General features: G+C 66.9%; 22 protein-coding genes. 8 read left to right on the top strand and 14 right to left on the bottom strand.

The features are described from left to right. Positions 1 to 63: 63 nt before the first annotated feature. The 6 genes from ASE31_RS17940 to lptF all read right to left on the bottom strand — a co-directional run bounded on the left by ASE31_RS17940 (position 64) and on the right by lptF (position 5793). Positions 64 to 1236, bottom strand: coding sequence for a pyridoxal phosphate-dependent aminotransferase (locus ASE31_RS17940; protein ID WP_057203171.1), 1173 nt, complete (start codon positions 1234 to 1236; stop codon positions 64 to 66). Positions 1237 to 1298: 62 nt separating this feature from the next. Then, positions 1299 to 2186, bottom strand: coding sequence for a class I SAM-dependent methyltransferase (locus ASE31_RS17935; protein ID WP_057203170.1), 888 nt, complete (start codon positions 2184 to 2186; stop codon positions 1299 to 1301). 10 nt (positions 2187 to 2196) lie between these two features. Beyond that, a complete protein-coding gene (locus ASE31_RS17930) occupies positions 2197 to 3138 on the bottom strand; it encodes a CysB family HTH-type transcriptional regulator (RefSeq protein ID WP_057203169.1) in 942 nt (313 codons plus the stop codon). A 74-nt stretch (positions 3139 to 3212) separates the two neighbouring features. After that, on the bottom strand, positions 3213 to 3587 hold the full coding sequence (locus tag ASE31_RS17925; RefSeq protein WP_057203168.1) for a sirohydrochlorin chelatase: 375 nt from the start codon (positions 3585 to 3587) through the stop codon (positions 3213 to 3215). 8 nt (positions 3588 to 3595) lie between these two features. Continuing rightward, positions 3596 to 4702, bottom strand: coding sequence for an LPS export ABC transporter permease LptG (lptG, locus tag ASE31_RS17920; protein WP_057203167.1), 1107 nt, complete (start codon positions 4700 to 4702; stop codon positions 3596 to 3598). Beyond that, on the bottom strand, positions 4699 to 5793 hold the full coding sequence (lptF, locus tag ASE31_RS17915) for an LPS export ABC transporter permease LptF (RefSeq protein WP_057203166.1): 1095 nt from the start codon (positions 5791 to 5793) through the stop codon (positions 4699 to 4701). Before lptF ends, lptG begins: the two co-directional genes overlap by 4 nt. Before the next feature lie 23 nt (positions 5794 to 5816). On the opposite strand from lptF, the gene ASE31_RS17910 reads away from it, so the two are divergent. The 4 genes from ASE31_RS17910 (at position 5817) to ASE31_RS17895 (ending at position 9812) form a co-directional block, all read left to right on the top strand. Further along, a complete protein-coding gene (locus ASE31_RS17910; RefSeq protein ID WP_057203165.1) occupies positions 5817 to 7322 on the top strand; it encodes a leucyl aminopeptidase in 1506 nt (501 codons plus the stop codon). A 5-nt stretch (positions 7323 to 7327) separates the two neighbouring features. Then, entirely contained in the window at positions 7328 to 7762 is a 435-nt protein-coding gene (locus tag ASE31_RS17905; protein ID WP_007858761.1) for a DNA polymerase III subunit chi, read from the top strand. Then, positions 7762 to 8550, top strand: coding sequence for a hypothetical protein (locus tag ASE31_RS32695; protein WP_235514590.1), 789 nt, complete (start codon positions 7762 to 7764; stop codon positions 8548 to 8550). Before ASE31_RS17905 ends, ASE31_RS32695 begins: the two co-directional genes overlap by 1 nt. A gap of 131 nt (positions 8551 to 8681) precedes the next feature. Continuing rightward, positions 8682 to 9812 (top strand): branched-chain amino acid ABC transporter substrate-binding protein, encoded by a 1131-nt coding sequence (locus ASE31_RS17895; protein ID WP_057203164.1) that lies wholly within the window; start codon positions 8682 to 8684, stop codon positions 9810 to 9812. 215 nt (positions 9813 to 10027) lie between these two features. Here ASE31_RS17895 and ASE31_RS17890 read toward each other — a convergent pair whose 3' ends face one another. The 3 genes from ASE31_RS17890 to lexA form a co-directional block, all read right to left on the bottom strand. Then, a complete protein-coding gene (locus tag ASE31_RS17890; protein WP_057203163.1) occupies positions 10028 to 11035 on the bottom strand; it encodes a D-2-hydroxyacid dehydrogenase family protein in 1008 nt (335 codons plus the stop codon). Positions 11036 to 11248: 213 nt separating this feature from the next. Beyond that, entirely contained in the window at positions 11249 to 11650 is a 402-nt protein-coding gene (locus ASE31_RS17885) for a hypothetical protein (RefSeq protein WP_157412541.1), read from the bottom strand. A 187-nt stretch (positions 11651 to 11837) separates the two neighbouring features. Beyond that, entirely contained in the window at positions 11838 to 12512 is a 675-nt protein-coding gene (lexA, locus tag ASE31_RS17880; protein WP_057203161.1) for a transcriptional repressor LexA, read from the bottom strand. An 83-nt stretch (positions 12513 to 12595) separates the two neighbouring features. On the opposite strand from lexA, the gene ASE31_RS17875 reads away from it, so the two are divergent. The 4 genes from ASE31_RS17875 to ASE31_RS17860 all read left to right on the top strand — a co-directional run bounded on the left by ASE31_RS17875 (position 12596) and on the right by ASE31_RS17860 (position 15131). Continuing rightward, positions 12596 to 13549, top strand: coding sequence for an asparaginase (locus tag ASE31_RS17875; RefSeq protein WP_057203160.1), 954 nt, complete (start codon positions 12596 to 12598; stop codon positions 13547 to 13549). A gap of 28 nt (positions 13550 to 13577) precedes the next feature. Next, complete coding sequence (locus ASE31_RS17870; RefSeq protein WP_057203159.1) at positions 13578 to 13997, top strand: hypothetical protein; 420 nt, start codon at positions 13578 to 13580, stop codon at positions 13995 to 13997. A gap of 20 nt (positions 13998 to 14017) precedes the next feature. Next, positions 14018 to 14497, top strand: coding sequence for a DUF6152 family protein (locus tag ASE31_RS17865; RefSeq protein WP_057203158.1), 480 nt, complete (start codon positions 14018 to 14020; stop codon positions 14495 to 14497). 136 nt (positions 14498 to 14633) lie between these two features. Beyond that, positions 14634 to 15131: a DUF3617 family protein gene (locus ASE31_RS17860; protein WP_162261406.1), complete on the top strand. Its 498-nt coding sequence runs from the start codon at positions 14634 to 14636 to the stop codon at positions 15129 to 15131. 104 nt (positions 15132 to 15235) lie between these two features. Here the strand turns inward: ASE31_RS17860 and adk are convergent, their stop codons facing one another. The 5 genes from adk to ASE31_RS17835 form a co-directional block, all read right to left on the bottom strand. Beyond that, positions 15236 to 15892, bottom strand: a complete 657-nt coding sequence (gene adk, locus ASE31_RS17855; RefSeq protein ID WP_057203156.1) for an adenylate kinase — start codon at positions 15890 to 15892, stop codon at positions 15236 to 15238. Positions 15893 to 16215: 323 nt separating this feature from the next. Further along, positions 16216 to 17007: a 3-deoxy-manno-octulosonate cytidylyltransferase gene (kdsB, locus tag ASE31_RS17850; RefSeq protein ID WP_057203155.1), complete on the bottom strand. Its 792-nt coding sequence runs from the start codon at positions 17005 to 17007 to the stop codon at positions 16216 to 16218. Continuing rightward, positions 17004 to 17186: a Trm112 family protein gene (locus ASE31_RS17845; RefSeq protein ID WP_057203154.1), complete on the bottom strand. Its 183-nt coding sequence runs from the start codon at positions 17184 to 17186 to the stop codon at positions 17004 to 17006. The genes kdsB and ASE31_RS17845 overlap by 4 nt, the downstream gene beginning before the upstream one ends. Before the next feature lie 33 nt (positions 17187 to 17219). Beyond that, positions 17220 to 18278: a tetraacyldisaccharide 4'-kinase gene (gene lpxK / locus ASE31_RS17840; protein WP_057203153.1), complete on the bottom strand. Its 1059-nt coding sequence runs from the start codon at positions 18276 to 18278 to the stop codon at positions 17220 to 17222. A gap of 5 nt (positions 18279 to 18283) precedes the next feature. Then, positions 18284 to 18724, bottom strand: coding sequence for a biopolymer transporter ExbD (locus ASE31_RS17835; protein ID WP_057203152.1), 441 nt, complete (start codon positions 18722 to 18724; stop codon positions 18284 to 18286). Positions 18725 to 18734: the final 10 nt, after the last annotated feature.

Here is an 18734-nt window from a genome sequence, read left to right as displayed (position 1 = left end):
GGGGGGGGGGGGGGGGGGGGGAGCCGGTAGACGTGGCGGGTTACCGCTGACGCGGCTCGCCGGTCACAGCTTGCGCAGCCGCTCCAGCGCCGCGCGCAAGGTATCGTCCTTCTTGGCAAAGCAAAAGCGCACCACGCGCTGATCGAAGCCGTCGCCGTAGAAGGCCGACAGCGGGATGGCGGCCACGCCGATCTCGCGCGTGAGCCACTGGCAGAAGTCCGATTCGTTCAGGTCGCTCACGGCCGAGATGTCCACGCACTGGAAGTAGCTGCCTGTGCTGGGCAGGAGCTTCAGGCGCGAGCCAGCCAGGCCTTCGCGGAACAGGTCGCGCTTGGCCTGGTAGAAGGCGGGCAGCTGCAGGTAGGGGGCGGGGTCCTTGAGGTACGAAGCCAGGCCGTACTGCACGGGGGTGTTCACCGTGAACACGTTGAACTGGTGCACCTTGCGGAACTCGGCCGCCAGCGCGGCGGGCGCCGCCACGGTACCCACCTTCCAGCCCGTGACGTGGAAGGTCTTGCCGAAGCTCGAGACGATGAAGGCGCGCGCCGCCAGGCCCGCGAAGCGCGCAGCGCTCTGGTGCTGGCCGCCGTCGAACACCATGTGCTCGTAGACCTCGTCGCTGATCAGCAGGATGTCGGTGGGGGCCAGCAGGTCCTGCAGCGCCCGCATGTCCTCGGCTCTCCAGACGGTGGCGCTGGGGTTGTGCGGGGTGTTGATCAGGATGGCGCGCGTGCGCGGCGTGATGGCCGCGCTGATCTTGCCGAAATCTGGCCGGAACGTGCCGGGCGTGAGCGGCACGCGCACCGCGCGGCCGCCGGCCAGCTCGATGTTGGGCACGTAGCTGTCGTAGCAGGGGTCGAGCACGATGACCTCGTCGCCCGGGTGCACGATGGCCAGGATGGTGGTGATGATGGCCTGCGTGGCACCGGCGGTGATGGTGATCTCGCTGGCCGGGTCATAGCGACGGCCATGCAGTGCCTCGATCTTGGCCGAGACCGCCTCGCGCAGCGCGGGCACGCCGGTCATGGGCGGGTACTGGTTGTGGCCGGCCTGCATGGCGGCGGTGACCGCATCGACCAATGCCGGGTCGCAGGCAAAGTCCGGAAAGCCCTGGCCCAGGTTCACCGCATTGTGTTCGGCCGCCAGGGCCGACATCACGGTGAAGATGGTGGTGCCCACCTGGGGCAGCTTGCTGGCAAGGACGGGGGTGCGTGCGGTGTCGGTCGCGAGGGTCATGGGACGGGGAGGAGGAGGGAAGGAAAGGAAAGGGGTATGCGGGTGCGCCGATGGCTGGCGACCTAGCCGCCGTTGCGGCGGAATATCACCACGTCAATGTCGCTCGGGGCACCCCAGCGCACCAGTGGGTACGCCGCCACGATGGCCAGCCAGATAAGCGGGGCCAGCCAGCGCACGCCCGATTTGAAGTAGGTGATGCGCGCATACAGGCCATCGAGGTGCACGCTGGCCAGATGGGCCGAGTCGATCAGGGTGAGGCCGTGCCGCGCACTCAACTGGGTGAGGTTGCGTGCATGGAAGTAGTGCAGATGGGGCGACGGCATGTCTTTTTGCCAGAGCCGGTCAAAAAATGCGCCCGCGCCGAACCGGTGCAGCATCTTGCTGATTCGGTAGAAGAAGCCGCGGCTGGAGGGCAGGTTCAGCACCAGCAACCCCCCGGGTGCCAGCCGTGCAATGCACTGCGACAGCAGCGCATCGGAATGCGGGATATGTTCGAACACATCGTTGAAGACGATGACGTCAAACTGCTCGTGCACAGCCAGCACATCGGGAAAGAAGCCCTCGCGCACCAGTGCCCCGTTGCGCTGCGCCTGCTCGCACACGGCGTGGTCCGGCTCCAGTCCCAGGGCGGTAAAGCCCCGGGATGCCGCAGCTTTCACAAACCACCCATGGGCTGCGCCCACGTCCAGCAGGCGCGTGCCAGCGGGGGCGGTATGTCGGCCGATGCGGTCCAGCAATTGGTTGAAATTGGCCTCGCGCAGGCTCTTGAGTGCGGTGTCGCGCTGGGCTTCATCGAGCTTCTTGTGGGATTCGGCTTCATTGATCGCGGGCGCAAACTGTGCGAATTCGTAGCCGCACAGCGCGCATACCCAGTGCCATTCCTCCAGTCCGGCGCGCAGGGTCTGGCCGCAGCAAACGCAAGGGGCTGCGGTTGTCGAAGAAGAATTCATGGTCCGGTTATCAGAGTTCATAGTCGTTGACGTGGCCGCTCATGGCGCGGGCAATCAGCTCGCGGCTCAGGCGGTCGCTCAGCAATTCCGCGAATTTGTACACGAAATTGCGCAGGTAGGCCCCACGCTTGAAGGCCACACGCGCCACGCTCTGGCCAAACAGGTGGCCCACGGGGCGCACCACCAGGTCGCCCACGGGGTCGTCGCGCATCGCCATTTCGGCCACGATGCCGATCCCCAGGCCCAGGCGCACATAGGTCTTGATCACGTCGGAGTCGATGGCTTCGAGCGCGATGCGCGGCTGCAGGCGGCGCGCGGCAAAGGCGTGGTCGATCTTGCCGCGCCCGGTGAACGAGGGGTGGTAGGTGATCAGCGGCTCGTGGGCGATGTCATCGAGGCCGATGCGCTCCTTCTGCGCCAGCGGGTGGCCGGGGGGCAGCACCAGCACATGCTCCCATTCGTAGCAGGGCAGCGTCACGAGTTCGGGGTAGTCGGCCAGCGATTCGGTGGCCATGCCGATCTCGGCCACCTCGTCGATCACCATGCGTGCCACCTGGTCGGGCGTGGCCTGGTGCAGGCTGATGTTGACCTTGGGATAGGCCTCGCGCAGGCGCGCCACGGGCACGGGCAGCACATAGCGGGCCTGGGTGTGGGTGGTGGCAATGCTCAGCGTGCCGTTGTCCTGGGCGCTGAACTGCTCGCCAATGCGCTTCAGGTTGCCCACCTCGCGCATGATGACCTCGATGCTCTTGAGCACATGCTGGCCGGGCTCGGTGATGCGCTTGAGGCGCTTGCCGTGGCGCGCGAAGATGTCCACGCCCAGCTCTTCCTCCAGCTCGATGATGGCCTTGGAGACGCCCGGTTGCGAGGTGTGCAGGGCCTTAGCGGCTTCGGTCAGGTTCAGGCCGCGCCGCGCGGCCTCCTGGACAAAGCGGAATTGGTGCAGATTCATATCTGATATCGCCTAAAGAGTTGCATCATTATGCTGCAAGCATCTAAGAGATACCGGAGACGGTTGGCAAAAACTCAGCTGGCAGGCAATTCGCAGGCGATCTCGGCCATGAGAGCCGTCATGCGCGGGTCTTCGCCAATGGCGGCCTGCACGCTGAACTGCACGCCGCTGTGGCTGGCACGCAGTTGCTCCAGCAGCACGGGCAAATCCTCGCGCGCATGCTTGCCGGTGCCCAGGAACATGGGCACCACGGTGACTTGGCGGGCGCCTTGTGCCACCAGCGAGGCGACAGCGTCGGGCAGGGCGGGGGCGCACAGCTCCAGGTAGGCGCAGGCGACGGGCCGGCCGGGTTGCTGCGCGGCGATGCGCGCAGCAACGGCTTCCATGGGTGCGCGCCACAGGGGGTCGCGTGAGCCGTGGGCGAAAAGGACGATGGCGTGGTCGGGCATGGGTGTGGCTAGCGTCTGAGTACCAGCCAGCTGAAGGCACCCAGGGACAGTAAAGAGTAGATCAGCCCCGGCGCTGCCGCCGTGAGCCAGGGCGACCAGTTCTGCAGGTTGCCGGCATAGCCGAACACGTTGTTGAGCAAAAAGAAGCTGATGCCGGCCATGACGCCGCCGAACACATAGCCGGCGATGCCGCCCGAGCGGAAGTGCAGGTAGGCAAAGGGCAGGGCCAGCACCACCATCACCAGGCAGGAGAGGGGGTAGAACACCTTGCGCCAGAACTCGATCTCGTAGCGCTGGGCCGACTGGCCGTTGCTGTCCAGGTGGCGGATGTACTGGAAAAGGTCTACCGTGGCCATGCGGTCGGGCTTGAGCAGCGAGGCGGCCACCATGTCGGCGCTGATGCGCGTGGGCCACTGCAGTGCGGGCACGCTCAGCCGGTCCACGCGGGCCTGGTCTTCGCCGCGCTGCAAAAAACTGCTGCGCTGCACGTCGGTCAGCTCCCAGCCGCCGCCGTCGCCAAAACGCCCCGATGCCGCGCGCGTCTGCGAGGCCAGCAGCCCCTTGGCGTCGAACTCGAAGATGCGGATGTCGAGCATGCCGCCGTCGGGCGTGAGGGCGCGCACGTTGACGGCGAAGGAGTGGTCGTCCTGGCGCTCCTTCAGCCAGGCGCCGGTGGCGCCCGAGGTGAGGCGGCCCAGGTGGCGCACCTTGATCAGCTGCGCGGCCTTGTCGCTCAGGGGAGCGATGTAGTCGCCCACGGCGAAGGTCAGCACCACGAAAAAGCCGCCAAGCGTGAGCAGGGTGCGCATGGCCCGCCAGGGGCCCATGCCGCTGGTGCGCATGATGGTGAATTCGGAGCTCTGCGCCAGGCGCGCCATCACGAAGATGGTGCCGATGAGCACCGTGATGGGCAGCAGCTCGTACAGGTGGCTGGGGAGGCTGAGCACCACGAACAGCATGGCGTGCGAGAGTTGGTAGCCCTGGGGCCCCGTGCGGCCCACCCAGCGCAGCTCATCGACCAGGTCGAAGAAGAAGAACAGGGACAGGAAGCCGATGGTGACATAGGCGACGGCGAAGAAGGCCTCGCGGTGGATCAGGCGGCGGATGGTTTTCATGCGGGGCTCCGGCGCTGCCAAAGGCGGCGCAGGCTCCAATTGTTGTGGCGCGCGGTCAGCAGCAGCAGCGAAAAAGCCAGGATGCCGCCGTGCAGCATGAGCATGAAGCTGGCAAGGCCCAGGCGCCCGGCACCGACCCAGCTGGTACCCAGGGTCATGAGGTTGTAGTAGACGATGAAGGCGAAGAGCGCGAACACCAGGCTGGTGCTGCGCCCCGCGCGTGGGTTGACGGTGGCCACGGCCAGGCCCAGCACCACGAAGTTCAGCGCCGCCAAGGCCAGGCCGATGCGCCAGCCCAGCTCGGCCCGGTAGGCCGGCAGGGGCTGCATCAGCAGCTCATGGGTGGCGCGGGTCTTGACCGAGAGCTCTTCGGCAGAGCCGGCGGGGGCCGAGCCGATGCGGGTGGTGTATTCCTCGAACTCGCTGATTTTCAGGCCCGGCTTGTCGTGCGCGGTCTCCAGGCGCTGCCCCTGGCTGAGCACGGCCATGCGCTCGCCGCCCTGCGTCTCCAGCCGGGCACTGCGCGCGGAGGTAACGGTCTCCTTCTTGCCCACGTTGGTGGCAATGAAGATGTTGTTGCCCACCATGTTGTCGGGGCTGTCCTTGTCGATGAAGAACACCCGGCTGCCGTTGGCCGACTCCTGGAACTCACCGGGGGCGATGCGGTCGATGTCGCTGCGCTGCTCGTAGCGGGTCTTGAGCTCCTGGATCTGCGTGTTGGCCCAGGGCCACACCAGCAGCGAGAGCACGGCGATCACCAGCATCGAGGGCCAGGCAAAGCGCAGCAGCGGGCGCAGCAGGCTGATGAGCCCGCGGCCGCTGGCGAACCAGATCACCATCTCGCTGTCGCGGTACATGCGCGAGAGCGTGCTGACCACGGCGACGAACAGGCTCAGGGTCAAAATGGTGGACAGCTGGCCCAGCACCGTGAAGCCCATGACCAGCATCACGTCAGAGGGGCTCACGCTGCCGCGTGAGGCCTGGCCGAGGGTGCGGATCAGCATCATGGTCATCACCACGGTGACCAGCACCACCAGCGTGGCCCCGAAGCTGCGCGCCAGCTCCTTGCGGATGGATGAATCGAATAACATTGGCTATAAGGAAAACACCGATTATGAACTTTGATCTGAAGACCCTTGAATTGCCGGCAGCTGCTTCCGAGAAATGCGACCTGCTGGTCGTGTTGGTCCCGGAGGGCTTCAAACCGGGGCGCGACGCCCTGTCCACGCTGGCGGCCCTGGCGCTCAAGCAAGGCGACTTTTCCGCCAAGCCCGGCAAGAGCCTGGCGCTGTACCAGGTGCCCGCCGTGGCGGCGCGCCGCGTGCTGCTGCTGGGTGTGGGCGATGGCGCGGCCCGTGCCGTGCGCCAGGCGCTCGGCGCGGTGGCCTCGGCGCTCAAGGCGCCCCAGACCAAGCGCGTGGTGCTGTGCTTTGCAGGCAGCGCCCAAGCCGATGCGGTGTGCGCGGCGGTGCAGGCCGTGGCCGACGCTAGCTATGTCTACACCACCACCAAGCCCAAGGCCGAGGCGCGCAGCCTGAACCGCGTGGTTGTGGGTGTGCCCGACCCCTCCGAGGTGCGGGTGGCCTTCTACCAGGGCATCGCCCTGGTGGAAGGGGTGGAGTTTGCCCGCGAATGGGGCAATCGGCCCGCCAACCATGCCACGCCCACCTTGCTGGCAAATGCCGCCAAGACGCTGGCCAAGCAGCCGCGCATCCAGTGCAAGGTGCACGGCCCGGCCGAAGTCGAGCGCCTGGGCATGGGCTCCTTCATGGCGGTGGCCAAGGGGTCGGAAGAGCCGCTGCGCTTCATCGAACTGCGCTACAGCGGTGCGGCCAAGGACCAGGCGCCCGTGGTGCTGGTGGGCAAGGGCATCACCTTCGACACCGGCGGCATCTCCATCAAGCCGGCGGCCGAGATGGACGAGATGAAATTCGACATGTGCGGCGCCGCCAGCGTGCTGGGCGTGTTCCGTGCCCTGGGCGAGCTGCAGCCCACCATCAACGTGGTGGGCCTGATCCCCGCCTGCGAGAACATGCCCGATGGCCGGGCCGTGAAGCCGGGCGACGTGGTGACCAGCATGAGCGGCCAGACCATCGAGGTGCTCAACACCGACGCCGAAGGGCGCCTGGTGCTGTGCGATGCGCTGACCTATGCCACGCGCTTCAAGCCGGCAGCGGTGGTGGATATCGCCACCCTCACGGGCGCCTGCGTGATTGCCCTGGGCGGCGTACGCAGCGGCCTGTTCAGCAACAACGAAGACCTGGCCCAGGCCCTGCAGGTGGCCGGCGATGCCGCGCAGGACCCGTGCTGGCGCATGCCGCTGGACGATGACTATTCCGACGGCCTCAAGAGCAACTTTGCCGACATGGGCAACGTGGCCGGCCGCGCGGGTGGTGCCATCACGGCCGCCAAGTTCCTGCAGAAGTTCGTGGGCGACATGCCCTGGGCGCACCTGGATATCGCCGGCACCGCCTGGAAGGGCGGGGCGGCCAAGGGATCCACGGGTCGCCCCGTGGGCCTGCTGGTGCAGTACCTGCTGGACCGCGAGGCCGATGCCTCGTCGGCCCCCAAGCCGGCCGCCAAGCGCGCGACCCGAACCACCCGCGCCAAGGCTGCCTGAGCCCGATGACAGAAGTCGCCTTCCATTTCAACGCGCCGGACAAGGTGGCGTACGCCTGCCGGTTTGCGCGCAAGGTGCTGCGCAGCGATGCGCGCCTGGTCATCGCCGGCCCGGCCCATGTGCTGGCGGCATTGGACCGGCAGATGTGGAGCATGGCACCGCAGGATTTCGTCGCACATTGCACCGACGCGGCCGACGAGGACCTGCGCCTGGCCTCGCCGGTGCTGCTGACCTCGGACGTGCAGGGTGCACCGCACCACGAGGTGCTGCTGAACCTGGGCGCCGAGGTGCCCGAAGGCTTTGGCCGCTTCGAGAAGCTGATCGAGGTCGTCAGTGCCCACGATGAAGAAGACCGGGGACAGGCGCGCAACCGCTGGCGCCACTATGCCTCGCGCGGCTACGCCATCGTGCGCCACGATCTGGTGCTGAAGGGCGCTTGATGGCCACCACGCCACCCCGCACGCCGCCCCGTTTCGTGCCCACGCTCACTGAAGTGGTGCAGGTGCCCGGTGCCATACCCGTGCCCTTGGTGGCGAAGCCGCCAGCAGCAGCGCCTTCTCCGGTTGCGGCGCACCCGCTTCCTGCGGTAGCGGCCCCTGTCGCCCCTGCAGCCGCCACGCCCAGCCGTGCAGTGCCCCAGGCGGCCTCGGTGGTTGCTCCTGCGCAGGCGCCTGCCGCCGCCACACCCGCAGCCGCCTCACCGGTGGCGCAGGCGGCCAGCCGTGCCCTGGAGGCCCTGGCATTGCGCCGCGCGCAGATCGCGGCGGCCGCCCCCTCGGCCTTGGCCGCCCCTGTGGCTTCGCTGGCGGTGCCGCAGGCCATGGCGGCACCCTCGCTTGCGCCAGCGCCCACACCCTCACCCGCAGTGCCTGCGGCATCCTTGCCCGCCAGGCCACCAGCCGCAGCGGCGCGCCCCGTGGTAGCTCCGGTGGCCGTGGCCGTTGCAGCGCCTGCAGCAGCCCCCGTGGTGCCGAATATGGGGCAGCAGACCGCTGCGCGTGCACTGCCAGAGGGCATGGAGGAGTACATGGTGCACCGGGTCATGCAGCGGGTGGACGTGGCGCTGGACCAGCGCCTGCGCGATGCCATCGCCACAGTGGTGCAGGAGCAGACGCGGTCGGTGCTTCCCAGGCTGCGCGAGGAGATCGAATCCGTGGTCCGCCACGCGGTATACGAGGCCGTGGCCGATGAGCTCGCAGGCAGCCACACTGCGCCGACAAAGGGATGACAGGGTATTCCCCTGTGGTTTCTCCCTCATTTAATCGTGTTCCCTAATGATCTGGCCCGTAAATTGCGATATGTTCGCCTGCGTTGAGACACAAGACTAATTCTCAGCGTTTATCTTTACTGGAGATTGATATGCAATTGAAGTTGAAACTGACCGTGGTTGCTGCTATCGCGGCTGCTGCTGGTGTGGCCTCTGCACAAGAGCAGGTGGTCAAGATCGGCCACGTGGCTCCGGTTTCCGGCGCCCAAGCCCACTACGGCAAGGACAACGAAAATGGCGCCCGCATGGCCATTGAAGAACTGAACACGCAGGGCATCACGATCGGCGGCAAGAAGATCAAGTTCGAACTGCAGGCAGAAGATGACGCAGCCGATCCTAAGCAAGGCACGGCCGCTGCACAGAAGCTGTGCGACGCCAAGGTGGCTGGCGTTGTGGGTCACCTCAACTCCGGTACCACCATTCCTGCTTCCAAGGTCTACAACGACTGCGGCATCCCCCACGTGACCGGCGCGGCCACGAACCCCAACCTGACCAAGCCAGGCTACAAGACCACGTTCCGCATCATTGCCAACGACAACGCCTTGGGCGCTGGCCTGGCTGCCTACGCCGTGGACACGCTGAAGCTCAAGACGGTCGCCATCATCGATGACCGTACCGCTTACGGCCAGGGCGTTGCAGACGTGTTCAAGAAGACCGCTTCCGCCAAGGGCATCAAGGTGGTGGACGAGCAGTTCACGACCGACAAGGCCACCGACTTCATGGCCATTCTGACCGCCATCAAGTCCAAGAACCCTGATGCCGTGTTCTTCGGTGGCATGGACCCCCAAGGTGGCCCGATGCTGCGCCAGATGGAACAGCTGGGCATGGGCAACGTGAAGTTCTTCGGTGGTGACGGCATCTGCACGGCTGAAATCGCCAAGCTGGCCGCCGGCGCCAAGACCCTGGCCAACGTGATCTGCGCCGAAGGCGGTGCATCGCTGGCCAAGATGCCTGGCGGCACGGCCTGGAAGGCCAAGTACGACGCCAAGTACCCCAACCAGTTCCAGGTGTACAGCCCCTACACCTACGACGCCACGTACCTGATCGTGGACGCCATGAAGCGTGCCAACTCGGTGGACCCCAAGGTCTACACCCCCGAGCTGCTCAAGTCCAGCTTCAAGGGCGTGACCTCGACGATCGCCTTCGAACCCAACGGCGAAATGAAGAACCCTGCCATCACCCTGTACAACTACAAGGACGGCAAGAAGACCCCCCTGAACTAAGGGACGGACTTGCCTTCAACCGGCTAACGTCGCTCCGGAGCCTTGCCGTGCTACAGCACTGTCTGCGGCTCCCCGCCTAGTTATCCGGTCGAATGCAATCCCGTGCGGGAGCGCTGCCTTCGGGCAGTGCCCTGCGGAATCAAAAAAGGCTTCCCTCGGGAAGCCTTTTTCGTTCATGCCGCCGACGCTGCTTGCGTTGCCGGCAGGAGGGAGCGTCAGCGGCGCACCTGCAGCGAACCCGGGTTCACGATGTTGGTGGGCGTGCCCTTGATGAAGTTGATCACGTTGTCGAAGGCTGCACCAAAATAGAGCTCGTAGCTGTCCTGCTCCACATAGCCGATGTGCGGGGTGCAGATGCAGTTCTCAAGGCGCAGCAAAGCGTGGCCCTGCAGGATGGGCTCGCTCTCGAAAACGTCCACTGCGGCCATGCCGGGGCGGCCCCGGTTCAAGGCGGCGATCAAGGCATCGGACTCCACCAGTTCGGCACGCGAGGTATTCACAAACAGCGAGGTGGGCTTCATGCACGACAGGTCTTCGAGCGAGATGATGCCGCGCGTTTCGTCGTTCAGGCGCAGATGCACCGAGATCACGTCGCACTGCGAGAAGAACTCCTCGCGCGTGGTGGCGGCCTGGTAGCCATCGGTCAGGGCCTGGGCGCGCGATGCCTCGCGGCCCCACACGCGCACATTCATGCCGAAGGCCCGGCCATAGCCGGCCACGAGCTGGCCGATGCGGCCATAGCCCCAGATACCCAGCGTCTTGCCGCGCAGCACCGTGCCCAGCCCGAAATTGGCCGGCATGGACGCCGTCTTCAGGCCCGACTGCTGCCAGGCGCCGTGCTTGAGGTTGGAGATGTACTGCGGCAACCGGCGCGTGGCCGCCATCACCAGGGCCCAGGTCAGCTCCGCAGGCGCCACCGGCGAGCCCACGCCCTCGGCCACGGCAATGCCGCGCTCGGTGCAGGCTGCCACGTCGATGTGGTTGCCGATCTTGCCGGTCTGGGCAATGAGCTTCAGGCGCGGCAGCTTCTCAACCAGTTGGCGGGTGATCTGGGTGCGCTCGCGCACCAGCACGATGATGTCGGCATCCTTGAGCCGGATCGACAGCTGCCCCAGGCCTTTGACGGTGTTGGTATAGACCTTGGCGGTGTAGGCGTCGAGCCGGGTGGCGCAATGGAGCTTGCGCACTGCATCCTGGTAGTCGTCAAGAATCACGATGTTCATCCCGACATTGTGCCTTGGAGCGCTGTAGTCTTTGTGCCCCAAGGCCCATCGGGCGCACGGCATTTGCAACGCTGCGTGAATGCCGGGCACCCTGGGCCGCCGATTTGCGCGGAGCGGGAGCACCGCCCCTCACCTGCACTGCGGGCCATGGGTACCCGTGGCCTGGCAAGGCCGGTGTTGGCCTTGCCCGCCATGCCCAGAGAATGGCACTCTTCAGTGCTGGAGTGCCTCGCGGGCGGCCATGCGGTCGAGCTCCGCGCAGACATCGGCCATGCGGCCCGAGATCACGAGGCGCCCGGCATCGGCGCCGGAGGCGGCTGTCCTCAGCACCCTCACCACGCGGCGTGCCTGGGCGTGGTTGCACACGGCCTCCGTGCCCTGGGCCGGGTTGGGCAAGCGGCTTCCCGCTGCCGCCAGTGGCGTCTCGTCGCGCGGCATGCGGGCTGCAGCCGCAGCCGGCCATGCTGGTGCCGGGGTGGCTGGCAGAGGTGCCTTGCAGGTGCGTGGCCGTGCCGCAGTGGTGTCGTGCCCGCCATACGCGGCAGGCTGCAGCCAGCGCGTCAGCGCATGCAGCGGTTGCGAGAAGGCCGAGAAGGTCAAAGAAGCAATTCCCATGTGAAGACTCCGAAGGTCGGTGGTGAACACAGGCAGGATTGCGAGGGATGTGCATGGGCCCAGGGCTGACCAGTGGGTTGCAGAAAATCCCGCATCCCACCTGTCAAACGCCCGCCACCTGGGCCATGCACGTCGGGTCCTTTGTGGCATCCCTGCCTTGCGCAGGGGGTGCCGCGGACCCGTGGCGCTACATGAGCATGGTGTTGCGGATCAGGCCGACCGCCAGGCCTTCGATCTCGAAGGGCTCGCCGGGCTGCACGGTGATTACCGGGTAATCGGGGTTCTCGGGCAGCAGCTCGATGCCGGTGGCCGTGCGGCGCAGGCGTTTGACGGTGACGTCATCCCCCAGGCGGGCCACGATGATCTGGCCATTGCGCGCCTCGCGCGTGGACTGTACGGCCAGCAGGTCGCCATCCATGATGCCGGCGTCGCGCATGGACATGCCGCGCACCTTGAGCAGGTAATCGGGCTTGTGCTGGAAAAGGCTGTTTTCCACGCTGTAGGTCTGATCGACATGCTCCTGCGCGAGAATGGGCGAGCCCGCCGCGACCCGGCCGATCAGCGGCAGCATCAGCTGCGACAGGCCGGGAATGGGCAGGCTGAACTGGGTGCCGCGCGCTGCGTTGATGGAGCGCACGGTTTCGCCGCGCAGGCGGATGCCGCGCGACGTGCCGCTGACCAGTTCGATCACGCCCTTACGGGCCAGGGCCTGCAGGTGCTCTTCGGCAGCGTTGGCGGACTTGAAGCCCAGCTCGGTCGCGATCTCGGCGCGGGTAGGGGGGGCGCCGGTGCGCGCAATGGCGGTCTGGATCAGGTCCAGAATCTGTTGCTGGCGGGCCGTGAGCTTGGGGTTGTCGAGCATGGTGGTTTCCAGTGTGTGCCGGTAAAGTGGCAAATGACTGTTTTTTAATCCAGTAGCTGTATTTTTCACCAGTTTTTCGGAGTATGCAAGTGAGTGCGCAAAAAATTGTGGTTCTGGGTACGGGCGGCACCATTGCCGGCACCGCTGCGCAGGCGGGGGACAACATCGGCTACACGGCCGCACAGGTGGGGGTGGGCGAGCTGCTGGCGGCGGTTCCCGGGCTTGAAGCGGTGGCTGGCGGGCCCCTGGTGGTCGAGCAGGTGGCCCAGATCGACAGCAAGGACATGGAGATGGGCGTGTGGCGTGCCCTGGCGCTGCGCTGCGCCGAGTGCATGCGGGACCCGGCCGTGCGCGGTGTCGTCATCACCCATGGCACCGACACCATCGAAGAGACGGCCTGGTTCCTGCATTCGGTGCTCCATGCCTCGAAGCCCGTGGTGCTGACCTGCGCCATGCGCCCATCGACCGCGCTGGTGCCCGATGGCCCGCAGAACCTGCTCGACGCCGTGGCCGTGGCCGCCACCGCCGGTGCGCAGGGCGTGGTGGTGGTGGCTGCCGGCACCATCCATGGCGCGCAGCGTGTGCAGAAGGTGCACCCCTACCGGGTGGATCCGTTCAGCTCCGGTGATGCCGGGCCCTTGGGGTGGGTCGAAGAGGGCGCGGCCCGCCTGGTACAGGCATGGCCCCAGGCGCCTGGCGGCAAGGCTGCCGCAGCGGTCGCAAGCATGCAGGCCGACGCCTCCTGGCCCTGGGTGGAGCTGGTCGTGAGCCATGCAGGGGCCAGTGGCCGCGCGGTGGATGCCTTGGTGCGCGAGGGTGTGCAGGGGCTGGTGGTGGCCTGCACAGGCAATGGCACCGTCCATCATGCGCTGGGGGGCGCGCTGGCGCGTGCGCAGGCGGTGGGCGTGCGTGTGGTGCGCTCCACGCGCTGCGCCGAAGGGCAGTTGCTGCCCACGGCCGGCGACGCCTTTGAGGCCGCGCCCGGCTTGTCGCCCGTGAAGGCCCGCGTGAGCCTGGTGCTCGATCTTCTTCATTGACCAGAACGTTCAGAGACGAGGCCGCAGCATGTTCACCGCACTCCGCTCCCACGTATGGGCCTATCCCGCGCTGGAGGTGGTGCACATCGTGGGCATCGCGCTGCTGCTGGGCAATCTGGTGCTGCTGGAGCTGCGGGTGTTCGGCCTGGGGGGCGCGCTGCCACCCCGGGATCTGGCGCGTCTGAGCCTCTCGCTGGCACTGTGCGGCTTTTGCATGGCGGCTCTGTCGGGCCTGGTGATGTTCGCCACCCAGCCGCAGGAGCTGCTCGCCAACCGGGCCTTCACCCTGAAGATGCTGTTGTTGATGCTTGCCGGCTGCAACGCGGCGTGGTTTCATGGGCGTGGTTCGCTCGCACGGCTGGATGGTCTGGCGCGGGCGCAGATGCTGCTGTCCACCCTCATCTGGCTCGCCATCGTCGCCTGTGGCCGCTGGATCGCGTACCTCTGACATTCGAAAGGAAAAATCCCATGCTTTTGCAGCGTCGCCAGGTTCTCGCCGTGGCCAGTGTTCTTCCCTTGGTTCCCCTGGCGGCCCATGCGCACCACGGCTGGAGCAGCTTCGACGCGGACCGCCCGATCTATCTCGAAGGCACCGTGCGCAAGGTGCGCTGGCAGAACCCGCATGCCGAGCTGGAGCTGGAGCTGCCCGCCAACCTGGCGTTGCCGCCCAACCTGGCGCAGCGCGCCTTGCCCGCGCAGACGGCTCCGGTCGATGGCAAGGCCCTGCTGGCCCGTGCCGTGCTGCCCACGCGCAAGGACCGCAAGTGGGAGATTGAGCTGGCCCCGCTGACCCGCATGCAGGCCTGGCAGGTGGCCGAGATCAAGCCGGGCACAGCGATCTCGTTGCTGGGCTTCACGCTGCGCGAGGAAAAGGGCGATGCGGTGCTGCGGGCTGAGTACCTGTTTGTGGACGGCAAGGTCTACGGGCTGCGCTCAAGCCCGGCTTGAGCGCTGATGGGCCGACGGGTGGGCGCCGGGATCGTCGAATAGTGCACGTTTCGTTTCCTTGATGTGCTTTGCTGCGTGCAGCGCTGGGGTTTGCCGCCACTATCATCCGGCACATTACTTTGCAGGAGTCGTCGTCATGCGCTTTGTATCCCTTTCTCTCGTAGCCGCTGCCGTGGCGCTGGCCACCCTGCCCGCACAGGCCCTGGAGTTGCCCAAGCGCAAGCCGGGGCTGTGGGAGATGAAGTCCACCTCCGGTGAGGGTGCGCCCCCCATGGTCATGCAGCAGTGCACCGATGAGGCCTTCGAAACACAGATGCAGAAGATGGCCCTGGAGACGTCCAAGACCATGTGCAGCAAGAATGACATGAAGCGTGAGGGAAACACCATCACCGGCAGCGCGGAGTGCAAGATGGGTTCGATCAGTGTCACCTCCAAGAGCGTGGCCACGGGCGATTTCACCAGCGCCTACAAGGTCGTGGTCAACAGTACCTTCAATCCGCCGATGATGGGCAAGTCCAGCGACACCTCGGTGATCGAGGCGCGCTGGGTGGGAGCCTGCGCGCCAGGCCAGAAGCCCGGCATGCCAACCATGCCGAACATGCCCGTGCCTGCCACGCCGGCCCCCAAGAAGTAAGCATGTCGGGTGCGAAGCACCCGTGAGAAAACGACAAAGCCGGGCATGCCCGGCTTTGTCGTTGGTGCCGCTGAAAAATCAGCAGGTCAGCAGGTCACAGCGGGTCAGCTGGAAAGGGCCGTGAAGGCGCGCTGCGTGATGTCGTCCACGCTGCCCATGCCGCTGATGGCGTGGTACTTGGGGGCGGCGGCCGGGTCGGCCTTGGCCCACTGGCTGTAGTAGTCCACCAGGGGGCGGGTCTGGTCGCTGTAGACCTGCAGGCGCTTCTTGACGGTCTCTTCCTTGTCGTCGTCGCGCTGGATCAGGTCTTCACCGGTCACGTCGTCCTTGCCTTCCACCTTGGGCGGGTTGAACTTGACGTGGTAGGTGCGGCCGCTGGCGGGGTGTGAGCGGCGGCCGCTCATGCGTTCGACGATGGCCTCGAAGGGCACATCGATCTCCAGCACGTGGTCGAGCTTCACGCCCGCAGCCTTCATGGCATCGGCCTGGGGGATGGTGCGGGGGAAGCCGTCGAACAGGAAGCCCTTGGCGCAGTCGGGCTGGGCAATGCGTTCCTTGACGAGGTTGATGATCAGGTCGTCGCTGACCAGGGCGCCCGACTTCATGATGGCATCGGCCTGCAGGCCCAGCGGAGTGCCTGCCTTGACGGCTGCGCGCAGCATGTCTCCGGTGGAGATCTGCGGAATGCCGTACTTCTGGCAGATGAACGTGGCTTGCGTGCCCTTTCCGGCGCCAGGCGCGCCCAACAGAATCAGTCTCATGAAGGTCCTCGAAGGTTAGAAATCGGCTGGCAATGCTGGCTGGGGCTGCACCACGCGCGGGCGCTCGATCACGGCCATGGCAGCAAAAAAAGACCGCAGTGCTCCACGGATGGGGCGGGGCCTGCGGGGGTGTGCTGCAACGGCAGTGCTCGCGCAGGCGCTTGTGGGGCCCGGGATGCAATGCTCTCGTTGCGGTCGAGGATAGCATGTGACCGCCTTGCACTGGCTTACACGCGCGATATGACATGCGTATAAATGCGTAGGATGGCCCGTTTGCGCACCAGCATGGGGCATTTGCCGGCCCCTGCGGGGCATCCGCCGGCCTACGCCAACAGGGCGCGCACGCGCTCCAGGTCTTGCGGCGTGTCCACGCCGGGGCCGGGCGCGGTATCGGTGACGTGCACGGCAATGCGGTGGCCATGCCACAGCGCGCGCAGCTGCTCCAGCGCTTCCATCACCTCGGTGGGGGCCTGCGTCAGCGTGGGAAAGGCGCGCAGAAAACCCGCGCGGTAGCTGTAGATACCGATGTGGCGCAACGGGGCAAAGCCGGCGGGCACGGCGCCCGTGGCGTTGTCCCACCACGCAGTGCCCGCATGGTCACGTGCGAGCGGGATGGGCGCGCGGCTGAAGTAGTGCGCCAGGCCGCGTGCATCGAGCACGACCTTCACCACGTTCGGGTTCTCGTAGTCAGCCAGGGTGGCGATGGCGTGGGCCGCCGTGCCCATGCTGGCCTCGGGCCGCGCCGGCAGCAGGGCCGCCACGGCGTCGATGAGGCCGGGGTCCATCAGCGGCTCGTCGCCCTGCACATTGACCACGATGTCGTCGCCAGACAGACCCAATTGCTCGCAGGCCTCGGCCAGGCGGTCGCTGCCGCTGGCGTGGTTGGTGCGGGTCAGGATGGCAGGTACGCGATGCGCCTGGCAGGCCTGCAGCACACGGGCGTCATCGGCGGCCACCACCACGCGGGCGGCGCCACTCAGCGCGGCGCGCTGCGCCACGCGCACCACCATGGGCAGGCCGGCGATGTCGGCCAGGGGCTTGTCCGGCAGGCGGCTCGAGGCCATGCGCGCCGGAATCACGACGGTGAAGGCTTCGGATGCGGCCACCGCGCTCATGCCTCGATTTCTTCGTCGGTCAGCGTGCGCGCCTCGTTTTCGAGCAGCACCGGGATGCCGTCGCGCACCGGGTACGCCAGGCGCGCGCTGCGCGAGACGAGTTCCTGGTGCTCGCGGTCAAAGGTCAGCGGGCCCTTGGTGACGGGGCAGACCAGCAGTTCAAGCAGTTTGGGGTCCATGGCGGCAGCTTTCCAGCAAACGTTCGTTCAATCCTAGGGGGCGGGCAGGGGCGATGATAGCGAGAGTGGCGGTACCAATGTGGCCAACCGGGCGTCCAGTGCCGCGAAAAAGGCCGGGTCCAGGCCCACCTCCAATGGCACCGCCAGGGCGTCGGGGCGCAGTGGCCAGAGCTTCACGGCATCCTTGGCCGTGCACAGCAGGGGCAACTGTCCGCCCTGCGTTGCGCCAGTCCCTTCGGTCCAGCCGGTGAAGTCGTGGTGGTCTGGCAGGGCGCTGGTGCGCGCCAGGGTCAACCCCCGGGCCCGCAGCATGCCAAAGAAGTCCTCGGGCCGGGCGATTGCCGCCAGGGCATGCACGGGCTGGCCGCGCAGCGACTGCAGGGGCAGGCTGCTGCCGTCGGCGCGCACGGCATGGTCGGCCAGGCCGCGCTGCAATGCAAACGCGGCTGCCGTGCCGGCAGGGGCTGCCGTGGTATCGGGGTGCAGCACCCAGTCCACCGCACGCGGCCAGGGCTCGCGCAGCGGCCCGGCGGGCAGCAGAAAGCCGTTGCCCACACCCTGGTCGTTGAAGACGCAGACCTCCAGGTCGCGCTGCAGCGCCAGGTGCTGCAGGCCATCGTCGCAGACGATCACGTCGGTACCCGGGTAGCGCGCCAGCAGCGCGCGCGCTGCGGTTGTGCGCTGGCGGTCCACGAAGACCGGCACCCCGCAGCTGCGGGCGATCAGGGCGGGCTCATCGCCGACCTCGCTGGCCGGGCTGTCGGCCAGCACCTCGCGGCAATCGGTGGTGCTGCGGCCATAGCCGCGCGAGATGACGCCTGGCTTGAGTCCCCGGGCCTTGAGGTGCTGCACCAAGGCCATGACTACCGGGGTCTTGCCGGCGCCGCCGGCAATCACGTTGCCCACCACGATGGTCGGGCGCCCAGGGTGTTCAGAGCGCAGTGTGCCGTGGCGGTAAAGGGCCCGGCGAAGCCGCACCAGGAGGCTGTAAGGCAGGGAGACGGGCCACAAAGCCCAGGCCGCAAGGCCCCGGGATTGCCAGGCCTGCACCAGGCCGGCAGACGAGGGCGGCTGCGGCCCCGCGGCAGCCATGTCCGCTAGCGGCCGCTGCCTGCGCTCGCGCCAGCCGATGACTGGGTGGCAAACGTGATCTGCGTCAGGCCCACGCGGCGCGCGGCCTCCATCACCGTCACCACGGCCTGGTGGGGCGACATCGCATCGGCGCTGATGATGACCACGCTGTCCTTGCCGATGGCGGCAGACGCCTCGCGCAGTGCGCGGGCCACGGCGTCGACGCTCTTGCCTTCCACGCCAGTCTTGTTGACCGCATAACGGCCATCCGCCGCCACCGCGACCACCACTTCCTTGGGGTGGTCGCGTTGCTGGTCGGCATCGGCCACGGGCAGGGTCAGCTGCAACTCGGTGAACTTGCTGTAGGTGGTGGTCAGCATCAAAAAGATGAGGATCACCAGCAGCACGTCGATGAACGGGATCAGGTTGATCTCGGGCTCTTCCTTGGCGCGGGGGCGGAAGTTCATGGCCGCCCCG

It is taken from the genome of Acidovorax sp. Root217, assembly GCF_001428645.1.
GTDB lineage: Bacteria > Pseudomonadota > Gammaproteobacteria > Burkholderiales > Burkholderiaceae_C > Acidovorax.
The sequence above is the reverse complement of the archived record's forward strand: the minus strand, read 5'-3'. Positions and strand labels throughout refer to the sequence as shown.